This is a genomic window from Achromobacter sp. ACM02 (assembly GCF_014851605.1).
Classification (GTDB): domain Bacteria; phylum Pseudomonadota; class Gammaproteobacteria; order Burkholderiales; family Burkholderiaceae_B; genus Achromobacter; species Achromobacter aegrifaciens.
This window is the reverse complement of record NZ_JACUZY010000003.1, coordinates 16,418-36,016: the sequence shown is the minus strand read 5'-3', so window position 1 is coordinate 36,016 and position 19,599 is coordinate 16,418. Positions and strand designations below refer to the sequence as shown.

Sequence of the window (19,599 nt, the reverse complement as noted above, 5' to 3'; positions counted from 1 at the left end):
AAGTGATCGGAACCGGCCTAGATGCCGGTGGTTTCGCCCGCCTGCGCCAGCACCAGTCGCGCGCGTGCGATGACTGGAGCGTCGACCATCTTGCCGTCCAGCATGAAGGTGCCGGCCGAAGTGTCGCGATGCGTGGCGATGACGCGGCGCGCCCAGGCCAGTTCCTGCGCCGCGGGCACGAAGGCCGCGTGGATCACCGGCACTTGCGTGGGGTGGATGCACAGCATGCCGCCAAAGCCCATTTGCTGCGCGCGGCCGGCGGCATGCGCCAGCCCGGCCTGGTCCTGGATGCCCGGAAACACGCCATCCAGCGCGGGCGCCAGTCCGGCTGCGCGGCTGTGCAGCAGCACCTGCACGCGCGCGTGGTCCAGCACGGTTTTCGCCCCCGGCGTATCGGGCGTCAGTCCCAGGTCCAGGCCGTAGTCCAGACTGCCGAAGGCCAGGCGCTCCACGCCGGGCGTGGCGGCGACTTCCGCAACGTTGAGGATGCCCTGGGCGGTTTCCAGGATGGGAATCACCCGCAGGCCCGCCTGGACCACATGGCGCACCTGCGCCAGGCTCTCGGCCTTGGGCAGCAGCACGCCGGCCACCCCGGGCTTGCCGCGGCAGGCCTTGAGATCGTCGTCGTGCCAGGAAGTGGAGGCGTCGTTGATCCGCACCCACAGCCGGGCGCGCGGATTCGTCCCCAGGAAATCGCACAGCGCTTCCCGGGCGGCCGCCTTGGCCAGATGCTCCACCGCGTCTTCCAGATCGACGATGACGGCGTCGGCGCCGGCGGCCAGCGCCTTGGGGATGCGCTCGGGGCGCGACGCCGGCACGAACAGCGCGCTACGGACAACGGGATGCGTCACACGACCTCCGATGCATGGAACTGCGCCACCTGATCGGGCGCGTATCCCAATGATGCTAGCACCGCATCGGTGTTTTGGCCCACCGCGGGCACCGCGGCCATGCGCGGCGCGAAGGCGTTGCTGCTGGCCGGAGGCAGCAGCGCGGGCAGCTCGCCGGCGGGGCTGTCCACCTGGCTCCAGCGGCCTCGGGCCTGCAATTGCGGATGGGCCCAGACGCCGGCCATGTCGTTGACGCGCGCATTGGCGATCTGCGCGTCCTCCAGCCGCTGCGTCACCTGTTCGATGGACAGGTCGGCGAAGGCGGCCACGATCAGCGCGCGCAGGTCGTCGCGGTTGGCGGTGCGCAGCGAATTGGAGATGAAGCGCGGGTCTTCCGCGAGTTCCGCCTGGCGCAGCACCTGGGCGCAGAACACGCGCCATTCGCGCTCGTTCTGCAGGCCCAGCATGATGGTGGCGCCGTCGCCCACGGGGAACGGCCCGTAGGGATAGATGGAGGCGTGGGCCGCGCCCGCGCGCACGGGCGGCGTGGCGCCGTCGAAGGCGTAGTACATGGGAAACCCCATCCACTCCACCATGCTCTCCAGCATGGAGACGTCCAGGCGGCTGCCCAGGCCCGTTTTCTGCCGCAGCAGCAATGCGTTCAGGATCGCGGAATAGGCGTACATGCCGGCCGCGATGTCGGCAATGGAGCAACCGGCCTTGACCGGATCGTCCCTGGTACCCGTCACGGACAGGAAACCGCTTTCGCTCTGGATCAGCAGGTCGTAGGCCTTCTTGTCCTGATAGGGCCCGCCTTCGCCATAGCCCGAGATATCGCAGACGATCAGGCGCGGATACTTCTTGTGCAGGGCGTCAAAAGACAGTCCCAGACGCGCAGCGGCGCCGGGCGCCAGGTTCTGCACCAGCACGTCGGCCGTCTCCAGCAGGCGCTCCATGACGCCACCCGCCTCCTCGCGCTTGAGGTCCAGCGTCAGGCTTTCCTTGGACCGGTTGGTCCAGACGAAATGCGAGGACAGGCCGCGCACGCGCTCGTCGTAGCCGCGGGCGAAGTCCCCGCCGCCGGGACGTTCGATCTTGATGACGCGCGCGCCCATGTCCGCGAGCTGGCGGGTGCAGAACGGCGCGGCGATCGCGTGCTCCAGGCTGACGACGGTGATGCCGTCCAGGGGACGGGGGGCCTCTATGCTCATTCTGTAAACCTCAGTTCAGCTTGGTGGGCCAGCGTGCCGTCCTGCTCAGCCCAGAGCTGGGCCACGCCCGGCTCGGTCAAGCGGCCGGCCACCTGGAAGGGTGCGGGCGCAATCAGCGGACGCAGGCCGCGATACGACAGATGGGTCAGGCGCGCCTGCGGATGGGCGCGGGAGAAGGCGGCAACCATCTCGGTGGCGATGAGCGGGCCGTGCACCACCAGCCCGGGATAGCCCTCGGTGCCCGTCACGTAGGGATGGTCGTAGTGGATGCGATGGCCGTTGAAGGTCACCGCCGAGTAGCGGAACAGCAGCACCGGCGACGGCTCAACGGTATCGCGCCACTGCGCCTGCGGCGCGGGCTCGCTGCCCGTGAGCTTGGGCGGCGTCGGCTGCCGATAGACGATGTCCTGCTCCTCGTGGATGGCGACCTCGCCTTCCTGGCGGAACTCGTGGCGCACGGTCACGAACAGCAGTGCGCCAGTGCGCCCTGCCTTTTCCTTGACATCGATCACCGTGGATTCGCGCTCCGCGGGCACGCCGACCAACAGCGGCCGGCGGAACTCGACCCGGCCGCCCGCCCACATGCGGTTGCGGTCCTGGGCCGGCGGCAAAAAGCCGCCGCGCGCCGGATGGCCATCCGTCCCCAGCCCGCCCATGTCCACCGTGGAAATGAAGAACGCCCATTGCCACAGCGGCGGCAAGGCATCGCCCTGGACCGGCGCCGGACCGCCCAGGGTTGCCGCAATGCGCGCGGCGTGGCCCGGATCCATGGCGTCCGCCCTGCGTTCGCCGCTGCCGATCCAGGCGGCCGGATCTGTAGATGTCATGCCGATATCCTCTGCTGGGGTTTTTACAGACTGAAGCATGCCCGCAAGCCGTCCCGCTTGTGAATTCGTTTTTGCTCAAGGCGGGGTTTGCGCTGCCTGAATCGCACCCCTGCCTCCCGGCCCGACGCCTCGCGCCGTAATATATGGCCCATGCACTTCGACCTCGCCGACCTACGCCTGTTCATCCACATCGCCGAATCCCCCAGCCTGACCCAGGCTGCCAAGCGGGCGCACCTGTCCCTGGCAGCCGTCAGCGTGCGCATCAAGGCGCTGGAGAACCAGCTCAATACCCGCCTCCTGTACCGCGACAGCCGCGGAGTGGAGATCACGCCCGCGGGCCAGAAGCTGCTGCAGCACGCGCGCGTCATCATGCGCCAGGTGGACCACCTGAAACATGACTTCCAGGAGCAGGCCGACGGCGACGCCGGCCACATCCGCATCTTCGCCAACACCACGGCGGTCACGGAATTCATGCCGGACATCCTGGCGCAATTCCTGTCCGGCCACCCTGGCGTCACCGTGGACCTGCAGGAACGCCTGACCCGCGACATCGTGCGCGGCGTGCTGGACGGCACCACCGACCTGGGCATCGTGGCCGGCCCGGTGGATGCGCCCGAATTGCAGACCATCCACTTCAGCACCGACAAGCTGGTGCTGGTGGTGCCCAATGGCCACCCGCTGCAGGATCAGGAAAAGATCAAGCTGGCCGAGGCGGTGCGCTACCCCTTCATCACCATGCACGAAGGTTCCACCCTGGTCGCCTTCCTGCGCGACCAGCTGGAACAGGTGGGCCAGCGCCTGCCCCAGCGCATCCAGCTCTACAGCTTCGATTCCATCTGCCGGATGGTGCAGGCGGGCGTGGGCATCGGCGTCATCCCCGACTCCGCCGCGCGGCGCTATGGCGCCGACATGAAGCTACGCGTGGTCGAATTGGACGAGCCCTGGGTGGTGCGCGAACGCAAGCTGCTGGTGCGCGACATCGACGCTCTGCCGGGTTGCGCGCGCGAACTCATAGAACAGATCCAGGCGGCGCGGACGCCCTGACGGCCGTCTGCAAAGCTCAGGCGCCGGTGAACGCCGGCGGGCGCTTCTGCGCGAACGCCCGCATGCCTTCCAGGTAGTCGTCGGTGTAGCCCAGTTCGCGCTGCAAGCGGCATTCCAGATCGAACTGCTGCGCCAGCGTGTTGCCGCTGGACGCGTGCAGCGCCGCCTTGGTAGCCGCATAGGCGCGCGTAGGTCCGGCCGCCAGCGTATCGGCGACTTCGGCCAGCGTGTCCGCCAGCGCGGCGTCTGGCACCACACGCCAGATCAGGCCCCAGGCTTCCGCCTGCCTGGCGCTGAGCGCTTCGCCGAACAGCGCGGCGCCCATGGCCCGCGCAGAGCCCACCAAACGCGGCAGGAACCAGGTGCCGCCGGCATCCGGCAGCAGGCCGATCTTGCTGAAGGCCTGAATGAAGCGCGCCGACTCCACTGCGAACACCACGTCGCAAGCCAGCGCCAGGCTGGCGCCTGCGCCGGCCGCGACGCCGTTCATCACGCACACCACCGGCACCGGCAAGTTACGCAGCCGGGTGATCAGCGGTCGGTAGCACTGCTCAAGAATCAGGCTCAGGTCGCGACGTGCTCCGTCCTCAGCCGGCTTGCGCTCGCCCAGGTCCTGCCCAGCGCAAAAGCCCCGGCCCGCGCCCGTGATGATCAGTCCGCGCAGGCCGCTGTCCGCCTCCATGGCATCCAGCGCCCGCGCCAGCTCGGCATGCATGACTTCCGTGAAACTGTTCAACCGGTCGGGCCGGTTCAGTGTGATGACGCCCACGCCCCGCTCCAGCGTGAAGCGGATCTGGGTGTAGCCGCCTTCGACCTGTGTCGTCGCCGCTGCGCTCATGCCAGTTCCTCCAGCACCGCCAGTTGCTCGGCCGTATCGCCCAGCAGCTGGTCCACGACGGTCAGCCGTTTGAAGTAATCGCCCACGTCCAGCTCGTCGGTCATGCCCATGCCGCCATGCAGCTGCACCGCCAGTTGCGCCACCAGGCGTCCGGCGCGCGCGGCTTCCAACTTCGCGGAGGCGATCATGCGGCGGCGCTGCGCTGCGTCGGTTTCGGTCAGCGCCGCCACTGCCACATAAGCCATGGACAAAGCCAGTTCCTTGGCCACCAGCATTTCCGCCAGGCGATGCTGCAAGGCCTGGAACGAGGCCAGCGGTTGGCCGAACTGCTTGCGCGCCTTCAGGTAGTCGACGGTGATTTCCAGCAGCCGCTCCATTGCGCCCCCGGCGTGCGCGCATAGCGCGGCCGTGCCCCATTGCAAGGACTGCGCCAGCGCCTGGTCGGCGGCGGTCCCTTGCGCCAGCAAGGCCTCGGGCGCCAGATTGACCGCGTTCAGATCCAGCCGGGCGCAGCGCGCGCCGTCCAGCGTGGGTGTATCGGTGATCCTCACGCCTGCCGTATCCGCCGGCACCGCCAGCAACAGGGTCTCGCCCCCGTCGCCGCGCGCGCTGACCAACCACGCGGTGGCTGCCGCGCCGTGCCAGACCAGATGCTTGGCGCCGTCCAGCCGCCAGCCATCGGCAGTCTTGCTGGCGCGGCAATCGCGCGGATCGGTGTCGTAGCGGCGGCCGGGCTCCTGGTACGCCACGCTGACCACGGCGTCGCCCGAGGCGATGGCCGGCAGCCACAAGCCGCGCGCTTCGCCGCCGCAGGCTTCGATCAGCGCCGCGCCCATGACCGCGCTGGGAATGACCGGCTCAGACACCAATCCGCGTCCCAGTTCCACGTGCACGGGCAGCAGGCTGGCGGGCACTTCGCCGAAGCCGCCGAAATCCTGCGGGATGGTCAGGCCCAGAACGCCCAGTTCAGCCAGCGCGGCCCAGGCGTCGGCATCCAGCTTGCCCGCCGCCTGCCGGGCCCGGCGGCGCGCGTGCGTCCATTCCTGGTCCACCAGTCGCCGCAGGCTGTCGGCCAGCATGCGTTGTTCTTCGGTATAGATGAAATCCATGCGTCGTCTTCCTGTCGGGTTGCGCGAGGCCGGGCCTACAGGCCCAGCACCAGGCGGGCGATGATGCCCTTCTGCACTTCGGTGGTGCCGCCGTAGATCGAGGTCTTGCGCATGTCGGCATAGCCGGCGCCCGCCGCAGCCGCCAGTTCCGGCCCAGGACCGCTGTATCCATGGTCTGCCTGCAGCCAATCGGGGTCATAGGGCCAGGCGTCCGGCCCCGCCACCTCCATCTGCAGCATGGCCAGGTCCTGCTGGATCTCGGAGCCGCGGATCTTCAGCACCGACGCTTCCGGCCCCGGCGTGCCGTCGTTGCTGGAGGCCACGCGCAGCAGCAGCATTTCCAGCGCCATGATGTCCACCTCGATGCGCGAGATGCGGTCGCGGAACCGGCCGTCGGCCAACAGGGGCTTGCCCCGGGACTGCGCCTGCACCGCCATGTGCTTGAGCACGCCCAGTTCGCGGTGGCAATGGCCCAGGCCTGCGATGCCGGTGCGCTCGTGGCCCAGCAGGTACTTGGCATAGGTCCAGCCCTGGTTCTCCACGCCCACCAGGTTGGCCACGGGCACGCGCACGTTCTCCAGCCAGACCTCGTTCACGTCGTGCCCCCCATCCAGCGTGCGGATGGGGCGCACGGTCACGCCCGGCGTACGCATGTCCAGCAGCAGCATGGAGATGCCGCGCTGCGCGCGGGCCTCGGGGTCGGTGCGGACCAGGCAGAACATCCAATCGGCGTACTGAGCCAGGGTGGTCCAGGTCTTCTGGCCGTTGACGACGTATTCGTCGCCGTCGCGCACGGCGCGGGTCGAGAGCGAGGCCAGATCGGACCCCGACCCCGGTTCGGAATAGCCCTGGCACCACCAGTCCTCCACGCGGATGATGCGAGGCAAGAGGCGCGCCTGCTGCTCGGCGCTGCCGTACTTCATCAGGACCGGGCCGATCATGGACAGGCCGAATGGCAACAGGCGCGGCGCGCCGGCCTTGAAACATTCGACCTCGAAGATCAGCCGCTGCAATGCATTCCAGCCGGTGCCGCCATGCTCGACCGGCCAGTTCGGCGCGCCCCAGCCCTGGTCGGCCAGGATGTTATGCCAGCGTACGTAGTCCTCGCGCTCCAGCCGCTGGTGGCGCAGCACCTTGTCGCGTATGTCCTGCGGCAGCTTGTCCGTGGCGAAGGCGCGCACTTCTTCGCGGAATAGCCGCTCCTGCGGCGTCCAGGTCAGATTCATGGTCGGGCTCCTTTTCCGATATCTAGCCACGCGGGGGCACGCCGGACAATCTGCCTCTTCCGAAGACGGGCTTCGCGCAGGACATAGGGCGCCCCACTACGGGCCGGCAGAAGGCCAGCTTCAGCAATGAAGAATGGCCGAACCCGCCGCCAGTGCCGACACTTGCAAGCGTCATCCACTGGAACCCGTAGGCATCATGACCGTTCCCGATCAGCAGGCCGTCGCGCCGCAAGGCGTCGAGGCGCAATACCGCCAGGCGCTGGACCAAGGCCGCTTCCTCATCCAGCATTGCGCGGGCTGCAACCGCGCCGTGTTCTACCCCCGCATGATCTGCCCGCATTGCGGCGCGGACAAACTCGCCTGGACCGAGCCCGACGGGCGCGGCGAGGTCTATTCCACCACCGTGGTGCGCCGCAAGCCCGAGGCGGGCGGCGACTACAACGTGGCGCTGATAGACCTGCAGGAAGGCGTCAGGCTGATGAGCCGCGTCGAAGGCGTGGCGCCGGACGCCGTGCATATCGGCATGGCGGTGCGCGCGCAGGTGGCGCAGCAGGACGGCCGCGGCCTCCTGATCTTCCGACCCAACCAGGAGGCGCAATGACGCTGAACGATCTGCGCGGCGCCGTGGCGGTGGCCGGCGTGGGCCACGCGGGCCTGGGCCAAGCCGCGGGCTACACCGAAATGGAAATCCTGGTGCAGGCCGCGCAGCGCGCGGTGGCAGACGCCGGCCTCACCATGCGCGACATCGACGGCATCTGCACCGCCAGCGTGGCCGCGCCCATGTGGGCCATGCCGGTCATCGAACACCTGGGCATCCGCCCCAGCTTCATCGACAGCACCATGCTGGGCGGCTCCAGTTTCGTCGCGCACCTGCTGCCCGCGCTGCACGCGCTGGCATCCGGTCAGTGCAACGCGGTGCTGGTCTGCTATGGCAGCACGCAGCGCACTTCCACCTTGAGCCGCGCCGAGATCGGCCGGGTCCGCAAGCAGTTCGATCCACAGCCGTACGAAACGCCCTACGAGCCGCTGAGTCCCCTGTCCTCCTACGCACTGGCGGCCGCGCGCCACATGCATCAATACGGCACGCGTCGCGAGCACCTGGCGCAGGTGGCGCTGGCCGCCAACCAATGGGCCCAGCTGAATCCCGAAGCGCAATTGCGCGAACCCGCCACGCTGGACCAGATCCTCTCGGCCCGCATGGTGTCCGATCCCTTGAGCGTGCGCGATTGCTGCCTGGTCACCGACGGCGCCGGCGCCTACGTGCTGGTGCGCGCCGAGCGCGCCCGCGACCTGCCGCGTCCGCCGGTCTACGTGCTGGGCAACGCCACCGCGGTCTGGAACCGCCAGATCTCGTCCATGGAAGACCTGACCGTGACCGCCGCGGCCGAGTCCGGCAAGCGGGCCTTCGAGATGGCAGGCGTTGCGCCCCGGGACATCGACGTGGTGGAACTGTACGACGCCTTCACCATCAACACCCTGCTGTTCCTGGAAGACCTGGGCTTCTGCGCCAAGGGCGAAAGCAAGGACTTCATCGCGGGCGGCGCCATCGCCCCTGGCGGCGCGCTGCCGGTCAACACCAACGGCGGCGGGCTGTGCTGCGTGCATCCCGGCATGTACGGCGTCTTCATCATGATCGAGGCCGTCCGCCAGCTGCGCCGCGAATGCGGCGCGCGCCAGGTCGCCGATGCGCATCTGGCCTTGGTGCACGGCAACGGCGGCACCCTGTCCAGCCAATCCACCGCCATCCTGGGCACCCAGGCCACGCTTTGAGCGACGCAACCATGTCCCCGGCAGCCCCTCTTACCCGCATCCATCAATTGCTGGCGCAGCAAGCCGGCCAGCGGCCCGACGCCACCTTTCTGTACGAGGAAGGCGGCGGCAAACTGAGCTACGCGCAGTTCTGGCGGCGCGTGCAGGCCGCGGCCGCATGGCTCGAAGAACAGGGCGTACGTCCCGGGCACCGCGTGCTGATCGCCGGTGAAAACTGCGCGGCCATGGTCGCCGCGTTGTTTGCCTGCAGCGTGGCGGGCGCCTGGCCGGTGGGCGTGAACGCGCGCCTGTCCGCGCGCGAGATCGACGCCATCCGCGTTCACGCGCAGCCCGAACTGCTGCTCTACACCAGCGGCGTCTCGCCCGCCGCCGCAGCCCATGCCGAGCACGCCGGCGCCGCCGACGCCGACCCGGACGTCTGGGGCCCAGGCATGCAGACCGCAAGAGCGGATGCGCCCACGCAGGCCGAAACTGGCGACACGGCCGCGGAAGTGGCCACGGTGATCTACACGTCCGGCACCACGGGCGCGCCCAAGGGCGTCCTCGTGCCGCACCGCGGCCTGCTGCATTTCGCCCGCGTGTCCGCCGCCTCGCGCCGCCTGACGCCGCAGGACATCGGCTACGCCGCACTGCCCATGTCGCACATCTTCGGCATCGCCACCGTGCTGATGGCCACGGTGCACGCCGGCGCCAGCCTGGTGCTGCGCAGCCGCTTCGACGCCGCCGACGCCTTCAAGGCCCTGGCCCATCCCGGCGTCAGCATCCTGCAGGGCGTGCCCACCATGTTCAGCCGCATGATGGCCGTGGCGCCGCCGCGCGCGGAGCTGCGCGCCCCTGCCCTGCGCTACCTGTACACGGGCGGCGCCGCGCTGGATCCCACGCTAAAGCGCGACGCCGAGCGCTATTTCGGCGTCGCCATGCACCACGGCTACGGCATCACCGAATACGCGGGCTCCATGTTTGTCACCCGCATCGATGCGCCGCGCAGCGACTGCTCGGCCGGCCATGCGGTCGAAGGCGTGGAAATGCGGATCGGCAACCCCGACAACGGCGCGCCCGCACCCGGAGAGCGCGGCGACATCCTGATCCGCGGCCCGGGCGTCATGCTGGGCTACTACCGCAATCCCGAACAAACCGCGCAGGCGCTGCTGCCCGGCGGCTGGCTCAACACCGGCGACATCGGCTACGTCGACGAACAGGGCGCGCTGTACATCGCAGGACGCTCCAAGGACTTGATCATCCGCTCCGGCTTCAATGTCTATCCGCTGGAAGTCGAATCCGTCATCAACGCGTTCCCCGGCGTGCGCCTGTCGGCCGTGGTCGGGCGCCCCACCGCCGACCAGAACGAAGAAGTCATCGCCTTCGTCGAGCCCTTGCCCGGCGCCACCGTGGACACCAACCTGCTGATGCTGCATCTGCGCGCGCAGCTGGCGCCGTACAAGCGGCCCGCCCGCATCATCCCCATCGACACCATTCCCACCACCGTCAGCGGCAAGATCCTCAAGCAGCCGCTGAAAGAAAGGCTGGCGTAGCCGCGGCTAGCTGTTCCGCTGCACGACCCGCCACTTACCCACAAGGAGACTACAGCGTGAACATCAAGACCCTGCTCGCCGCGGCCGCCGCCACGGCGGCGCTGGCCACGGCCTCAAACGCCTGGGCCGACGCCTATCCCGAACGCCCCATCCGGCTGCTGGTGGGCTATGCCCCCGGCGGCCCCGTGGACACCACCGCCCGCGTCTTCGCCAAGTACCTGGGCGACAAGCTGGGCCAGTCCGTGGTGGTGGAAAACCGCGCCGGCGCCAGCGGCATGATCGCCTCCGACGCCACCGCCAAGGCCGCGCCCGACGGCTACATGCTGGGCTTCGCCGCCAGCCCCACCCTCACCATGTCGCCGCTGGTACAGCGCAGCACGCTGTTCGATCCGCGCAAGGACTTCTCGTTGATCGGGCTGGTGGTGGACTACGCCAACGTTCTGCTGATCGGCCCGCAGATCCCAGCCAAGAACGTCAGCGAATTGGTCACCTACGCCCGGGCCCATCCGGATGCCGTGTCGTTCGGTTCCGCCGGCATCGGCGCGTCCAACCACCTGTCGGCCGAGCTGCTGAAGAAGCAGGCGGGCGCGCCCATGCTGCACGTGCCCTACCGCGGCAACTCGCCCGCCATGGTCGATGTGATCAGCGGCAAGATCACCTTCATGTTCGACATCACCAGCACCGCCATCCCCTTCGTCAAGAGCGGCAAAGCGCGCGCCCTGGCGGTCACGTCCAAGACCCGCAACCCCGAACTACCCGACGTGCCCACCATGGTCGAAGCCGGCATGAAGGACTACGAAGTGGTCGGCTGGTACGCGCTGGTGGGGCCGAAGAAACTGCCCGACGCCGTCGCGGCCCGCCTGACCCGCGCGCTGAACGAAGTCTCCAGCGATCCGGCCTTCCGCCAGGCCATGACCGATGGCGGCTACACCATCAACACCGGCGACTCCAAGGCGCTGCAATCGCGCATCGACCGTGAATACGCCTTGTGGTCCGACGTCATCCAAAGCGCCAACATCCAGGCCAATTGAGTACCACCGGAGCATCCAGATGAATCCCCCGCTCGCGCTGCACGCCCACACCCGCCTCCCCGTCATCGGCGCCCCCATGTTCCTGGTCTCCGGACCGGACCTGGTGGTGGCGCAATGCGCGGCGGGGATCATCGGCACCTTTCCGTCGCTCAACGCCCGTCCGCAGGAGCAGCTGCACGACTGGCTCACGCGCATCGAGAACGGCCTGGCCGCGAAGCGCCAGGCCGCACCCGACGCGCAAATCGCGCCCTATGGCGTCAACCTGATCGTCCACCCCAGCAATCCGCGTTGGCAGGGCGATCTGGCCATCTGCGCCGAGCGCCGCGTGCCGCTCATCATCACCTCGCTGCATGCCCCCGAAGCCGTGGTGGCCGCCGCGCACGGCTATGGCGGGCTGGTATTCCATGACGTCACCAATGTGCGGCACGCCAAGCGCGCGCTGGACGCCGGGGTCGACGGCCTGATCCTGGTGGCGGCGGGCGCAGGCGGCCATGCAGGGCAGATCAGCCCATTCGCGCTGGTCAACGAGATCCGCGCCTTCTACGACGGCCCGCTGGCGCTGTCCGGTTGCATCAGCCACGGCAAGGACATTCTGGCCGCGCAGGTGCTGGGCTGCGACTTCGCCTACATGGGTACACGCTTCATCGCGACGCAGGAATCGCTGGCCGGCGACGCCTATCGCGAAATGGTGCTGCAGGCGCAGGCGGCAGACGTGACCTACACGCCCTACTTCTCGGGCGTGCCCGCGAACTACCTGTCGGCCAGCATCCGGGCAGCCGGCCTGGATCCCCTGGAGCTTGCCAGGAACGGCGTAGCCCCGCCCGCGAACATGGACAAGAGTTCGCGGCCCAAGGCCTGGAAGGATGTGTGGAGCGCGGGCCAGGGCGTGGGCGCGGCGCAGGAAATCCTGCCTGCCGCGATGCTGGTGGATCAGCTGGAATCCGAATATCTCGCCGCGCGCGAAGCCCTGCGCCGGCTTTAGTCCAGCTTGATGTTGGCGGTCTTGATGACGTCGCGCCATTTCGCGATTTCATCGCGGACGAACTCGCCAAACTGTTCTGGGGTGCCGGGCTTGGGCTCGGCGCCTGCGGCGATCATGCCCTGCGCGGTGGCCTGGTCAGACAGAACCTTCACGAGATCCGCATTCACGCGTTTCACGATGTCGGGCGGGGTGCCTTTGGGCGCCATCACGCCGCTCCACGAGTATGCCTCGTAGCCTGGCAGACCGGACTCGGCGATGGTAGGCACGTCGGGCAGCATGCTGGAACGCGTGGGATTGCCTACCCCCAGCGCACGCACCTTGCCGCCCTTCAGATGCGGCACGGCGGATGGACCGTCGGCGAACATCACCTGCACCTGTCCGCCCAGCAGGTCTTGCATGGCGGGCGCGCTGCCGCGGTAGGGCACGTGCTGGATGCGCACGCCGGCCATGGCGTTGAACAACTCGCCGGCCAGGTGCGTGCCGCCGCCCGTGCCTGACGAGCTGAACGACAGCTTGCCCGGATTGGCCTTGGCATAGGCGATCAGCTCGCTGACCGAATTCACGGGCAGCGTCGCGTTCACCACCAGCACGATGGGAAACACCGCCGCCATGCCGACCGGCACGAAGTCCCGCGTAATGTCGTAGCTCAGATTGCCGCGCAGGCTGGGCAGCACCGCATGGTGGATGGAGGCAAAAAAATAGTTGTAGCCGTCGGGCTCGGACTTGGCCGCGAACTGCGCGCCCACGATGCCGCCAGCGCCCGACTTGTTGTCGACCACCGTGGGCACCGACCACAGCTGTCCCAGCGGCTGCGTGGTGAAGCGCGCGGTCGTGTCCACGGGGCCGCCCGCAGGAAACGGCACGATGAAGTTCACGGCATGCGCCGGCCAGGCGGCGGCGCGGGCCATCTTGGGGAACAGCGCGGGCAGCGCGGCGGCGGCGCACGCGGCGCCCAGCCGCGCAACGGCGCGGCGACGTAGTAGATCGGTCACGGCAGTCTCCTGGTTCTCGGTTTTATGGGCGGCCAAGCTCTAGGACTGCTGCCTGACGCCTTTTTTATTATTTGCCGAACCTGCGGAGCCACCGCTACATATTTGCAAAAGCCCCTCTTCGGAACGCGCTACAGGCCGCGCGCCGCACGCTGCACATGTTCGATGAAGCATTCCGCGAAACTGGGCAGGTCGCGGCCGCGCTGGCGGCACAGCAGACGGTCGCGCAACGCCCAGGGGTCATCCAGCTTGAGCACGTGCAGCGCATCCGGACGGCTGTAGCGCGCCGCGCAGGCGCGCGGCACCACCGCGATCCCCGCGCCCGCCTCCACCATGCGGCACACGGCCTCGAAGCTACCCACGTGCACGCGCTGGCAGATGCGCTTGCCCAGGCCGCTGGCGATATCTTCCAGGAAGGTCTGGATGGCGCTGTCGGGATGGATGCCGACGAACTGGTAGGCATCGACCAAGTCGGCGAAATGCGCGGACTCCGTGGCCGCCAGCGGGTGGTCCAGCGACGTGACCACGGTGAGTTCATCGCGGAACAGCGGCGTGACGTCCAGGCCCGACACGTCGATATTGCCCGCCACCAGCCCCAGGTCTCCCTGGCCTGCGCGTATGGCGATGACGATATCGCCAGATATTTTTTCCTCCAGCTCCACGTCCACGTCAGGGTTTTCCGCAAGAAACGTGGACAAGGCGTCGGCCAGGAACGAATTGGTGGCCGTGGTGTTGGCCAGCAGGCGCAGGCGTCCCTTCAGGCCGCTGGCATAGGGCTGCAGGTCCGCGTTCAGGCATTCCAGCTGCCGGAACACGGCGTTCGCGTGCTTGAGCAGCACCTCGCCCGCCGGCGTCAGCGCCACGCCCGTGGCCATGCGCACCAGTAGCCGGGCTTTGAAGGCCTCTTCCATGTTCTTCACCCGCGCGCTTGCCGCCGGCAGGGACAGGAAGGTGCGTTCCGCAGCCCGGGTCAGATTGAGTGTTTCCCCCACGTTCAGAAACAAACGCAGGTCCGTCAGATCGTGTCTCATGTTCCACCACGCAGAAGGGGGGCATATCTAATTTTGAATTCTTCGCATGCCTCGTCGAATCTACCATGGTGCATCCCCTCGAACCAGAGCGTTCGATGCGGAACTGTTTTCCACACGGCGCGCGCGCCGCAGCACAGGAGTCAGCTTCAATGAGCGGCATAGTTTCCGGAAAAGTGGTGATCGTGACTGGCGCGGGCGGCGGCATCGGCCGCAGCATTGCACTGGCCATGGCGCAGGCCGGCGCCAAGGTGGTGGTGAACGACATCGGCGTATCGCTCACCGGCGAAGGCGGCGCGGATGGCCCCGCGCAAGCGGTCGTCAAGGAGATCGTCGCGGCGGGCGGCCAGGCCGTCGCCAACACCGACAGCGTGGCCGCGTACGACAGCGCCAGCCGCTGCGTGCAGACGGCAATCGACGCCTTCGGCCGCATCAATGCCGTGGTCAACAATGCCGGCAATCTGCGCGACCGGGTTTTCCACAAGATGAGCGAAGAGGAATGGAGTCAGGTGCTGGGCGTGCACCTGAACGGCTCCTTCTTCATGAGTCGCGCGGCGGCGCCCTACTTTCGCGAACAGGAGTCCGGCGCGTTCGTGCACATGACCTCCACGTCCGGACTGATCGGAAACTTTGGCCAGGCCAACTACGCGGCGGCCAAGCTGGGCATCGTGGCTCTGTCGAAATCCATCGCGCTGGACATGGCGCGCTACAACGTGCGCTCCAACTGCATCGCGCCGTTCGCATGGAGCCGCATGACCAGCTCCATTCCCGCCGAAACCGACGAAGAAAAAGCCCGCGTCGAAAAGCTGAAGAAAATGGAAGCCGGCAAGGTCGCGCCCATGGCCGTGTATCTGGCCAGCGACGCGGCCAGCGAGGTCACCGCGCAGATCTTCGCGGTGCGCGCCAACGAGATCATGCTGATGAGCCAGCCGCGCCCGCTGCGCACCGTGCACCACGGCGAAGGCTGGACGCCCGAGCGCATCGCCGAGATCGCCGTGCCCGCCATGCGCAAGCACTTCTACGCGTTGGAGCGTTCGCCTGACGTCATCGACTGGGATCCCATCTGAGGCCGCCATGCCCCTGGACTACGCAACCGTGAAGAACTGGCGCTTCGACGAAGTCCGCCAGCGCTACGACGAAAAAGACACCATGCTGTACGCCCTGGGCATAGGCCTGGGGCAAGACCCCGAAGACGCCGGCCAGTTGCGCTACGTGTACGAAAAAGGCTTGCAATCCTTCCCCACCATGAGCGTGGTGCTGGGCTATCCGGGCTTCTGGGTCCAGGATCCGCGCGCCGGCATCGACTGGGTACGCGTGGTCCACGGAGAACAACGGCTGACCATGCATGCGCCCCTGCCGGCGGCGGGCGTGGTCACCGGCAGAAGCCGCAACACGCACGTGATCGACAAGGGCGCCGACAAGGGCGCCATCATCATCACCGAACGCACCCTGCACGGCGAAGACGGCGCCTGCCTGGCCACCCTGCGCCAAAGCACCTTCTGCCGCGGCGACGGCGGCTTCGGACAGGGAGACGACAGCCCCGCCGCCCTGCCCGCAGCGCCCGACGGCGCCCCTGACCTGAGCTGCGAAATCCGCATCCCCGCCAGCGGCGCCCTGCTGTACCGACTGAACGCCGACCGCAATCCGCTGCACGCAGACCCCGAGGTCGCACGCGCGGCCGGCTACCCCAAACCCATCCTGCACGGACTGTGCTCCTACGGCGTAGTCGCGCACGCCATCGTCAAAAGCTGCTGCGGCTACGACGCCTCGCGCCTGGTCAGCCTGAACACGCGCTTCTCGGCGCCGGTGTATCCCGGCGAAACCCTGCAGTGCGACATCTGGCGCCTGCCCGACGGCCAGCTCCGCTTCCAGGCCCGCGCGCTGGAACGCGGCGTGGTGGTCATGAGCCACGGCACCGCGGAGCTGAAGCCATGACCCGCCCGCCCGCATTGACCGGCATCCGCGTACTGGACCTGTCGCGCATCCTGGCCGGCCCCTGGTGCACGCAGAACCTCGCCGACCTGGGCGCCGACGTCATCAAGATCGAACGCCCGCGCGTCGGCGACGACACCCGCGCCTGGGGCCCGCCGTTCCTCAAGGACGGCGCGGGCCAAGACACCGAGGAATCCGCCTACTACCTCAGCGCCAACCGCAACAAGCGTTCCGTCGAAGCCGACATGGCCACGCCCGCAGGCGCCGCGCTGATCCGCGAACTGGCGGCCGCCAGCGACATCCTGGTCGAGAACTTCAAGGTGGGCGGCCTCGCCAAGTACGGCCTGGACTACGACAGCCTGAAGCAGATCAACCCGCGCCTGATCTATTGCTCCGTCACAGGCTTCGGCCAGGACGGCCCCTACGCGCAACGCCCCGGCTACGACTTCGTGATCCAGGGCATGGGCGGCCTGATGAGCATCACCGGCGAACGCGACGACCTGCCCGGCGGCGGTCCGCAAAAAGCCGGCGTGGCGGTCACCGACATCGTCACCGGCATGTACGCCACCGTGGCCATCCTGGCCGCCCTGCAGGAACGCCACAACAGCGGCCTGGGCCAGCACCTGGACATCGCCCTGCTGGACAGCCACGTCGCCCTGCTGGCCAACCAGAACTCGAACTACTTCAACTCCGGTGTGGCGCCCCAGCGCGCCGGCAACGCCCACCAGAACGTCGTGCCCTACCAGGTGTTCGCCGCCAGCGACGGCCACCTGATCGTGGCCACAGGCAATGAATCGCAGTACCGCGCATACTGCCGCGCCATCGGCGCACCCGAACTGGGCGACGACCCGCGCTTCGCCACCAACCGCATGCGCCTGGCCAACCGCGAGCTGCTGGTCGGCCTGCTGACCGAGATCATGCGCCAGGGCCAGCGCGACGACTGGATCGCCAAGCTCGAGGCCGTGGGCGTGCCCTGCGGGCCGATCAACGATATCGCCCAGGCCCAGGCACATCCACAAGCGCTGGCGCGTCAGCTGCGCCGCGATATGCCGCATCCGGCGGGCGGCATGGCGGCGGTGACAGCCAGCCCGTTGCGGCTATCGGCCTCGCCGGTGGAATACCGTCGCGCGCCGCCGCTGCTGGGGGAACATACGGAGGAAGTGCTGCGGGAGGTGCTGGGGAAGACGCAAGAAGAGATCGCCGTGTTTCGCGAGGGATTAAAGACGACGAACTGACGAGGGCCGCGCCTACAGCGAAGACTCCAGTCACAGGACGACGATGAGCCCCACACGCCACTCACCGCATGCGCGCTAGCGGCCACCACAGCAATCAAATAAATCACGTATGTCATTATTGGCCGCCCGGGCGGCCAATAATGACGGGCAAATCAAGCCTCTCCCCCGACCACGGCTCCAGTAGCGCGCCAGGCCAAGACAAACGTAGCCCGTCGGCGCGGGCGTCTGGGTGGCGAGCAACCTCGATGCGCCCGAGGGAATCCGTAGGAGTCGCCGAAGGCGAGGACGAGGATGACAACGGGGCAGTCCGGAGCGAACGCTCCGGACCGCAATCGTGGGCGCTCGCCACCCAGACGCCCGCGCCGACGGGCGGCCTACGAAGCACTAGGCACTAAAGCCAAAAAAAACGGCCACCAGTCCCCTGGCAGCCGTTTTTCTCACAGCCTACGGAATCAAGCCACAGCGACAGGAATCTTCCCGATCTTGGCCTGCCATTCCTTGGGCCCCGTGGTATGGACAGAGGTACCCTGAGCGTCAACCGCCACAGTCACCGGCATGTCCTTCACGTCGAACTCGTAGATGGCTTCCATGCCCAGGTCCGCAAAACCCAGCACCTTCGCGCCACGGATAGCCTTCGACACCAGGTAAGCCGCGCCGCCCACCGCCATCAGATAAGCCGAGTTGTGCTTCTTGATGGATTCGATAGCCACCGGACCGCGCTCCGACTTGCCGATCATCGCGATCAGGCCCGTCTGCTCCAGCATCATGTCCGTGAACTTATCCATGCGCGTAGCGGTAGTGGGACCCGCCGGGCCGACCACTTCGTCGCGCACCGGATCCACCGGACCCACGTAGTAAATGACGCGATTCTTGAAATCCACCGGCAGCGGCTCGCCCTTGGCCAACATGTCCTGGATACGCTTGTGCGCCGCATCGCGGCCCGTCAACATCTTGCCCGACAGCAGCAGCGTCTGGCCCGGCTTCCAGCTGGCCACTTCTTCCTTGGTCAGCGTATTCAGGTCCACCTGCTTGGACTTGTTGTAGTCCGGCGCCCAGTGCACTTCCGGCCACTCCGACAGCGACGGCGGATCCAGGCGAGCGGGGCCCGAGCCGTCCAGTTCGAAGTGCGCGTGGCGCGTCGCCGCACAGTTCGGGATCATCGCCACGGGCTTGGACGCCGCGTGCGTCGGGAACGTGCTGATCTTGACGTCCAGCACCGTCGTCAAACCGCCCAGGCCCTGCGCGCCGATACCCAGCGCGTTGACCTTCTCATACAGCTCGATACGCAGCTCTTCCAGCTTGTTCTGCGGACCGCGGGCCAGCAGCTCGTACATGTCGATGTCTTCCATCAACGACTGCTTCGCCATCAGCATGGCCTTCTCGGCCGTGCCGCCGACGCCGATGCCCAGCATGCCCGGCGGGCACCAGCCCGCGCCCATCGTCGGCACCGTCTTCAGCACCCAGTCCACCAGCGAATCGCTCGGATTCAGCATCGCGAACTTCGACTTGTTTTCCGAACCGCCGCCCTTCGAAGCGACTTGCACGTCGACCTTGTCGCCCGGGACAAGCTCGACGTGCAGGATACAGGGCGTGTTGTCGCGCGTGTTCTTGCGCGCAAACAGCGGATCGTCCAGCACCGAGGCGCGCAAAGGATTGTCCGGGTTCAGATAGCCGCGGCGCACGCCTTCGTCACAGAGTTCCTGCAGCGTGCGCTTGGTCTCGAAACGCACGCCCATGCCGACCTTCAGGAACACGTTGACGATGCCCGTGTCCTGGCACAGCGGACGCTTGCCCTCGGCGCACATGCGCGAGTTGGTCAGGATCTGGGCCATCGCGTCGCGCGCGGCGGGGCTTTCCTCGCGCTCGTAGGCGCGGGCCAGGTGACGGATGTAGTCGACCGGGTGGTAGTAGCTGATGAACTGGATGCCATCGGCTATCGACTGGATGAAGTCTTCTTCTTTGATGATGACTGACATGGCGATATCGGGTCTAGATGAAAAACGTGAAAACGCGGC

General features: G+C 67.7%; 18 protein-coding genes. 9 read left to right on the top strand and 9 right to left on the bottom strand.

Annotation, left to right across the window (positions count from 1 at the left end; all coding sequences use genetic code 11):
- Positions 1-17 precede the first annotated feature (17 nt).
- The 3 genes from IB258_RS09020 to IB258_RS09010 are packed head-to-tail and all read right to left on the bottom strand — an operon-like array spanning position 18 to position 2,868.
- Complete coding sequence (locus IB258_RS09020) at positions 18-851, bottom strand: CoA ester lyase (protein WP_192352493.1); 834 nt, start codon at positions 849-851, stop codon at positions 18-20.
- Positions 848-2,041 (bottom strand): CaiB/BaiF CoA-transferase family protein, encoded by a 1,194-nt coding sequence (locus IB258_RS09015; RefSeq protein ID WP_054457482.1) that lies wholly within the window; start codon positions 2,039-2,041, stop codon positions 848-850. Before IB258_RS09015 ends, IB258_RS09020 begins: the two co-directional genes overlap by 4 nt.
- Entirely contained in the window at positions 2,038-2,868 is an 831-nt protein-coding gene (locus IB258_RS09010) for a MaoC family dehydratase N-terminal domain-containing protein (protein ID WP_054457484.1), read from the bottom strand. Before IB258_RS09010 ends, IB258_RS09015 begins: the two co-directional genes overlap by 4 nt.
- A 150-nt stretch (positions 2,869-3,018) precedes the next feature.
- Here IB258_RS09010 and IB258_RS09005 point away from each other — a divergent pair, with 150 nt between their 5' ends.
- A complete protein-coding gene (locus IB258_RS09005) occupies positions 3,019-3,912 on the top strand; it encodes a LysR family transcriptional regulator (protein ID WP_054457486.1) in 894 nt (297 codons plus the stop codon).
- Positions 3,913-3,928: 16 nt separating this feature from the next.
- Here IB258_RS09005 and paaG read toward each other — a convergent pair whose 3' ends face one another.
- The 3 genes from paaG to IB258_RS08990 are packed head-to-tail and all read right to left on the bottom strand — an operon-like array spanning position 3,929 to position 7,085.
- Positions 3,929-4,750 carry a 2-(1,2-epoxy-1,2-dihydrophenyl)acetyl-CoA isomerase PaaG gene (paaG, locus tag IB258_RS09000; protein WP_054457488.1) on the bottom strand — a complete coding sequence of 274 codons (822 nt, stop codon included), beginning with the start codon at positions 4,748-4,750 and terminating at the stop codon, positions 3,929-3,931.
- Positions 4,747-5,859 (bottom strand): acyl-CoA dehydrogenase family protein, encoded by a 1,113-nt coding sequence (locus IB258_RS08995; RefSeq protein ID WP_192352492.1) that lies wholly within the window; start codon positions 5,857-5,859, stop codon positions 4,747-4,749. Before IB258_RS08995 ends, paaG begins: the two co-directional genes overlap by 4 nt.
- A 35-nt stretch (positions 5,860-5,894) precedes the next feature.
- Complete coding sequence (locus tag IB258_RS08990) at positions 5,895-7,085, bottom strand: acyl-CoA dehydrogenase family protein (protein ID WP_125473198.1); 1,191 nt, start codon at positions 7,083-7,085, stop codon at positions 5,895-5,897.
- 196 nt (positions 7,086-7,281) lie between these two features.
- Here IB258_RS08990 and IB258_RS08985 point away from each other — a divergent pair, with 196 nt between their 5' ends.
- Genes IB258_RS08985 through IB258_RS08965 form a run of 5 tightly spaced genes read left to right on the top strand, consistent with a single transcriptional unit; the run spans position 7,282 to position 12,400 of the window.
- Entirely contained in the window at positions 7,282-7,686 is a 405-nt protein-coding gene (locus IB258_RS08985; protein WP_054457618.1) for a Zn-ribbon domain-containing OB-fold protein, read from the top strand.
- A complete protein-coding gene (locus IB258_RS08980; protein WP_054457495.1) occupies positions 7,683-8,855 on the top strand; it encodes a thiolase in 1,173 nt (390 codons plus the stop codon). The genes IB258_RS08985 and IB258_RS08980 overlap by 4 nt, the downstream gene beginning before the upstream one ends.
- Before the next feature lie 11 nt (positions 8,856-8,866).
- Complete coding sequence (locus IB258_RS08975) at positions 8,867-10,387, top strand: class I adenylate-forming enzyme family protein (protein ID WP_119451448.1); 1,521 nt, start codon at positions 8,867-8,869, stop codon at positions 10,385-10,387.
- A 56-nt stretch (positions 10,388-10,443) separates the two neighbouring features.
- Positions 10,444-11,418, top strand: a complete 975-nt coding sequence (locus tag IB258_RS08970) for a tripartite tricarboxylate transporter substrate binding protein (RefSeq protein ID WP_175181103.1) — start codon at positions 10,444-10,446, stop codon at positions 11,416-11,418.
- A 19-nt stretch (positions 11,419-11,437) separates the two neighbouring features.
- On the top strand, positions 11,438-12,400 hold the full coding sequence (locus IB258_RS08965; RefSeq protein WP_125473202.1) for a nitronate monooxygenase family protein: 963 nt from the start codon (positions 11,438-11,440) through the stop codon (positions 12,398-12,400).
- On the opposite strand, the gene IB258_RS08960 is transcribed toward IB258_RS08965, so the two are convergent.
- Both IB258_RS08960 and IB258_RS08955 read right to left on the bottom strand, forming a co-directional pair.
- Positions 12,397-13,392, bottom strand: coding sequence for a tripartite tricarboxylate transporter substrate binding protein (locus tag IB258_RS08960; protein ID WP_054457501.1), 996 nt, complete (start codon positions 13,390-13,392; stop codon positions 12,397-12,399). The genes IB258_RS08965 and IB258_RS08960 overlap by 4 nt on opposite strands.
- Positions 13,393-13,520: 128 nt before the next feature.
- Complete coding sequence (locus IB258_RS08955) at positions 13,521-14,420, bottom strand: LysR family transcriptional regulator (protein WP_054457503.1); 900 nt, start codon at positions 14,418-14,420, stop codon at positions 13,521-13,523.
- A 149-nt stretch (positions 14,421-14,569) separates the two neighbouring features.
- On the opposite strand from IB258_RS08955, the gene IB258_RS08950 reads away from it, so the two are divergent.
- Genes IB258_RS08950 through IB258_RS08940 form a run of 3 tightly spaced genes read left to right on the top strand, consistent with a single transcriptional unit; the run spans position 14,570 to position 17,584 of the window.
- On the top strand, positions 14,570-15,484 hold the full coding sequence (locus IB258_RS08950; RefSeq protein ID WP_192352491.1) for an SDR family NAD(P)-dependent oxidoreductase: 915 nt from the start codon (positions 14,570-14,572) through the stop codon (positions 15,482-15,484).
- Between the two features lie 7 nt (positions 15,485-15,491).
- Positions 15,492-16,352, top strand: a complete 861-nt coding sequence (locus tag IB258_RS08945; protein WP_192352490.1) for a MaoC family dehydratase — start codon at positions 15,492-15,494, stop codon at positions 16,350-16,352.
- On the top strand, positions 16,349-17,584 hold the full coding sequence (locus IB258_RS08940) for a CaiB/BaiF CoA-transferase family protein (RefSeq protein ID WP_192352489.1): 1,236 nt from the start codon (positions 16,349-16,351) through the stop codon (positions 17,582-17,584). Before IB258_RS08945 ends, IB258_RS08940 begins: the two co-directional genes overlap by 4 nt.
- 452 nt (positions 17,585-18,036) lie before the next feature.
- Here IB258_RS08940 and IB258_RS08935 read toward each other — a convergent pair whose 3' ends face one another.
- Positions 18,037-19,560, bottom strand: a complete 1,524-nt coding sequence (locus IB258_RS08935; protein WP_054457515.1) for a fumarate hydratase — start codon at positions 19,558-19,560, stop codon at positions 18,037-18,039.
- Between the last annotated feature and the right edge of the window lie 39 nt (positions 19,561-19,599).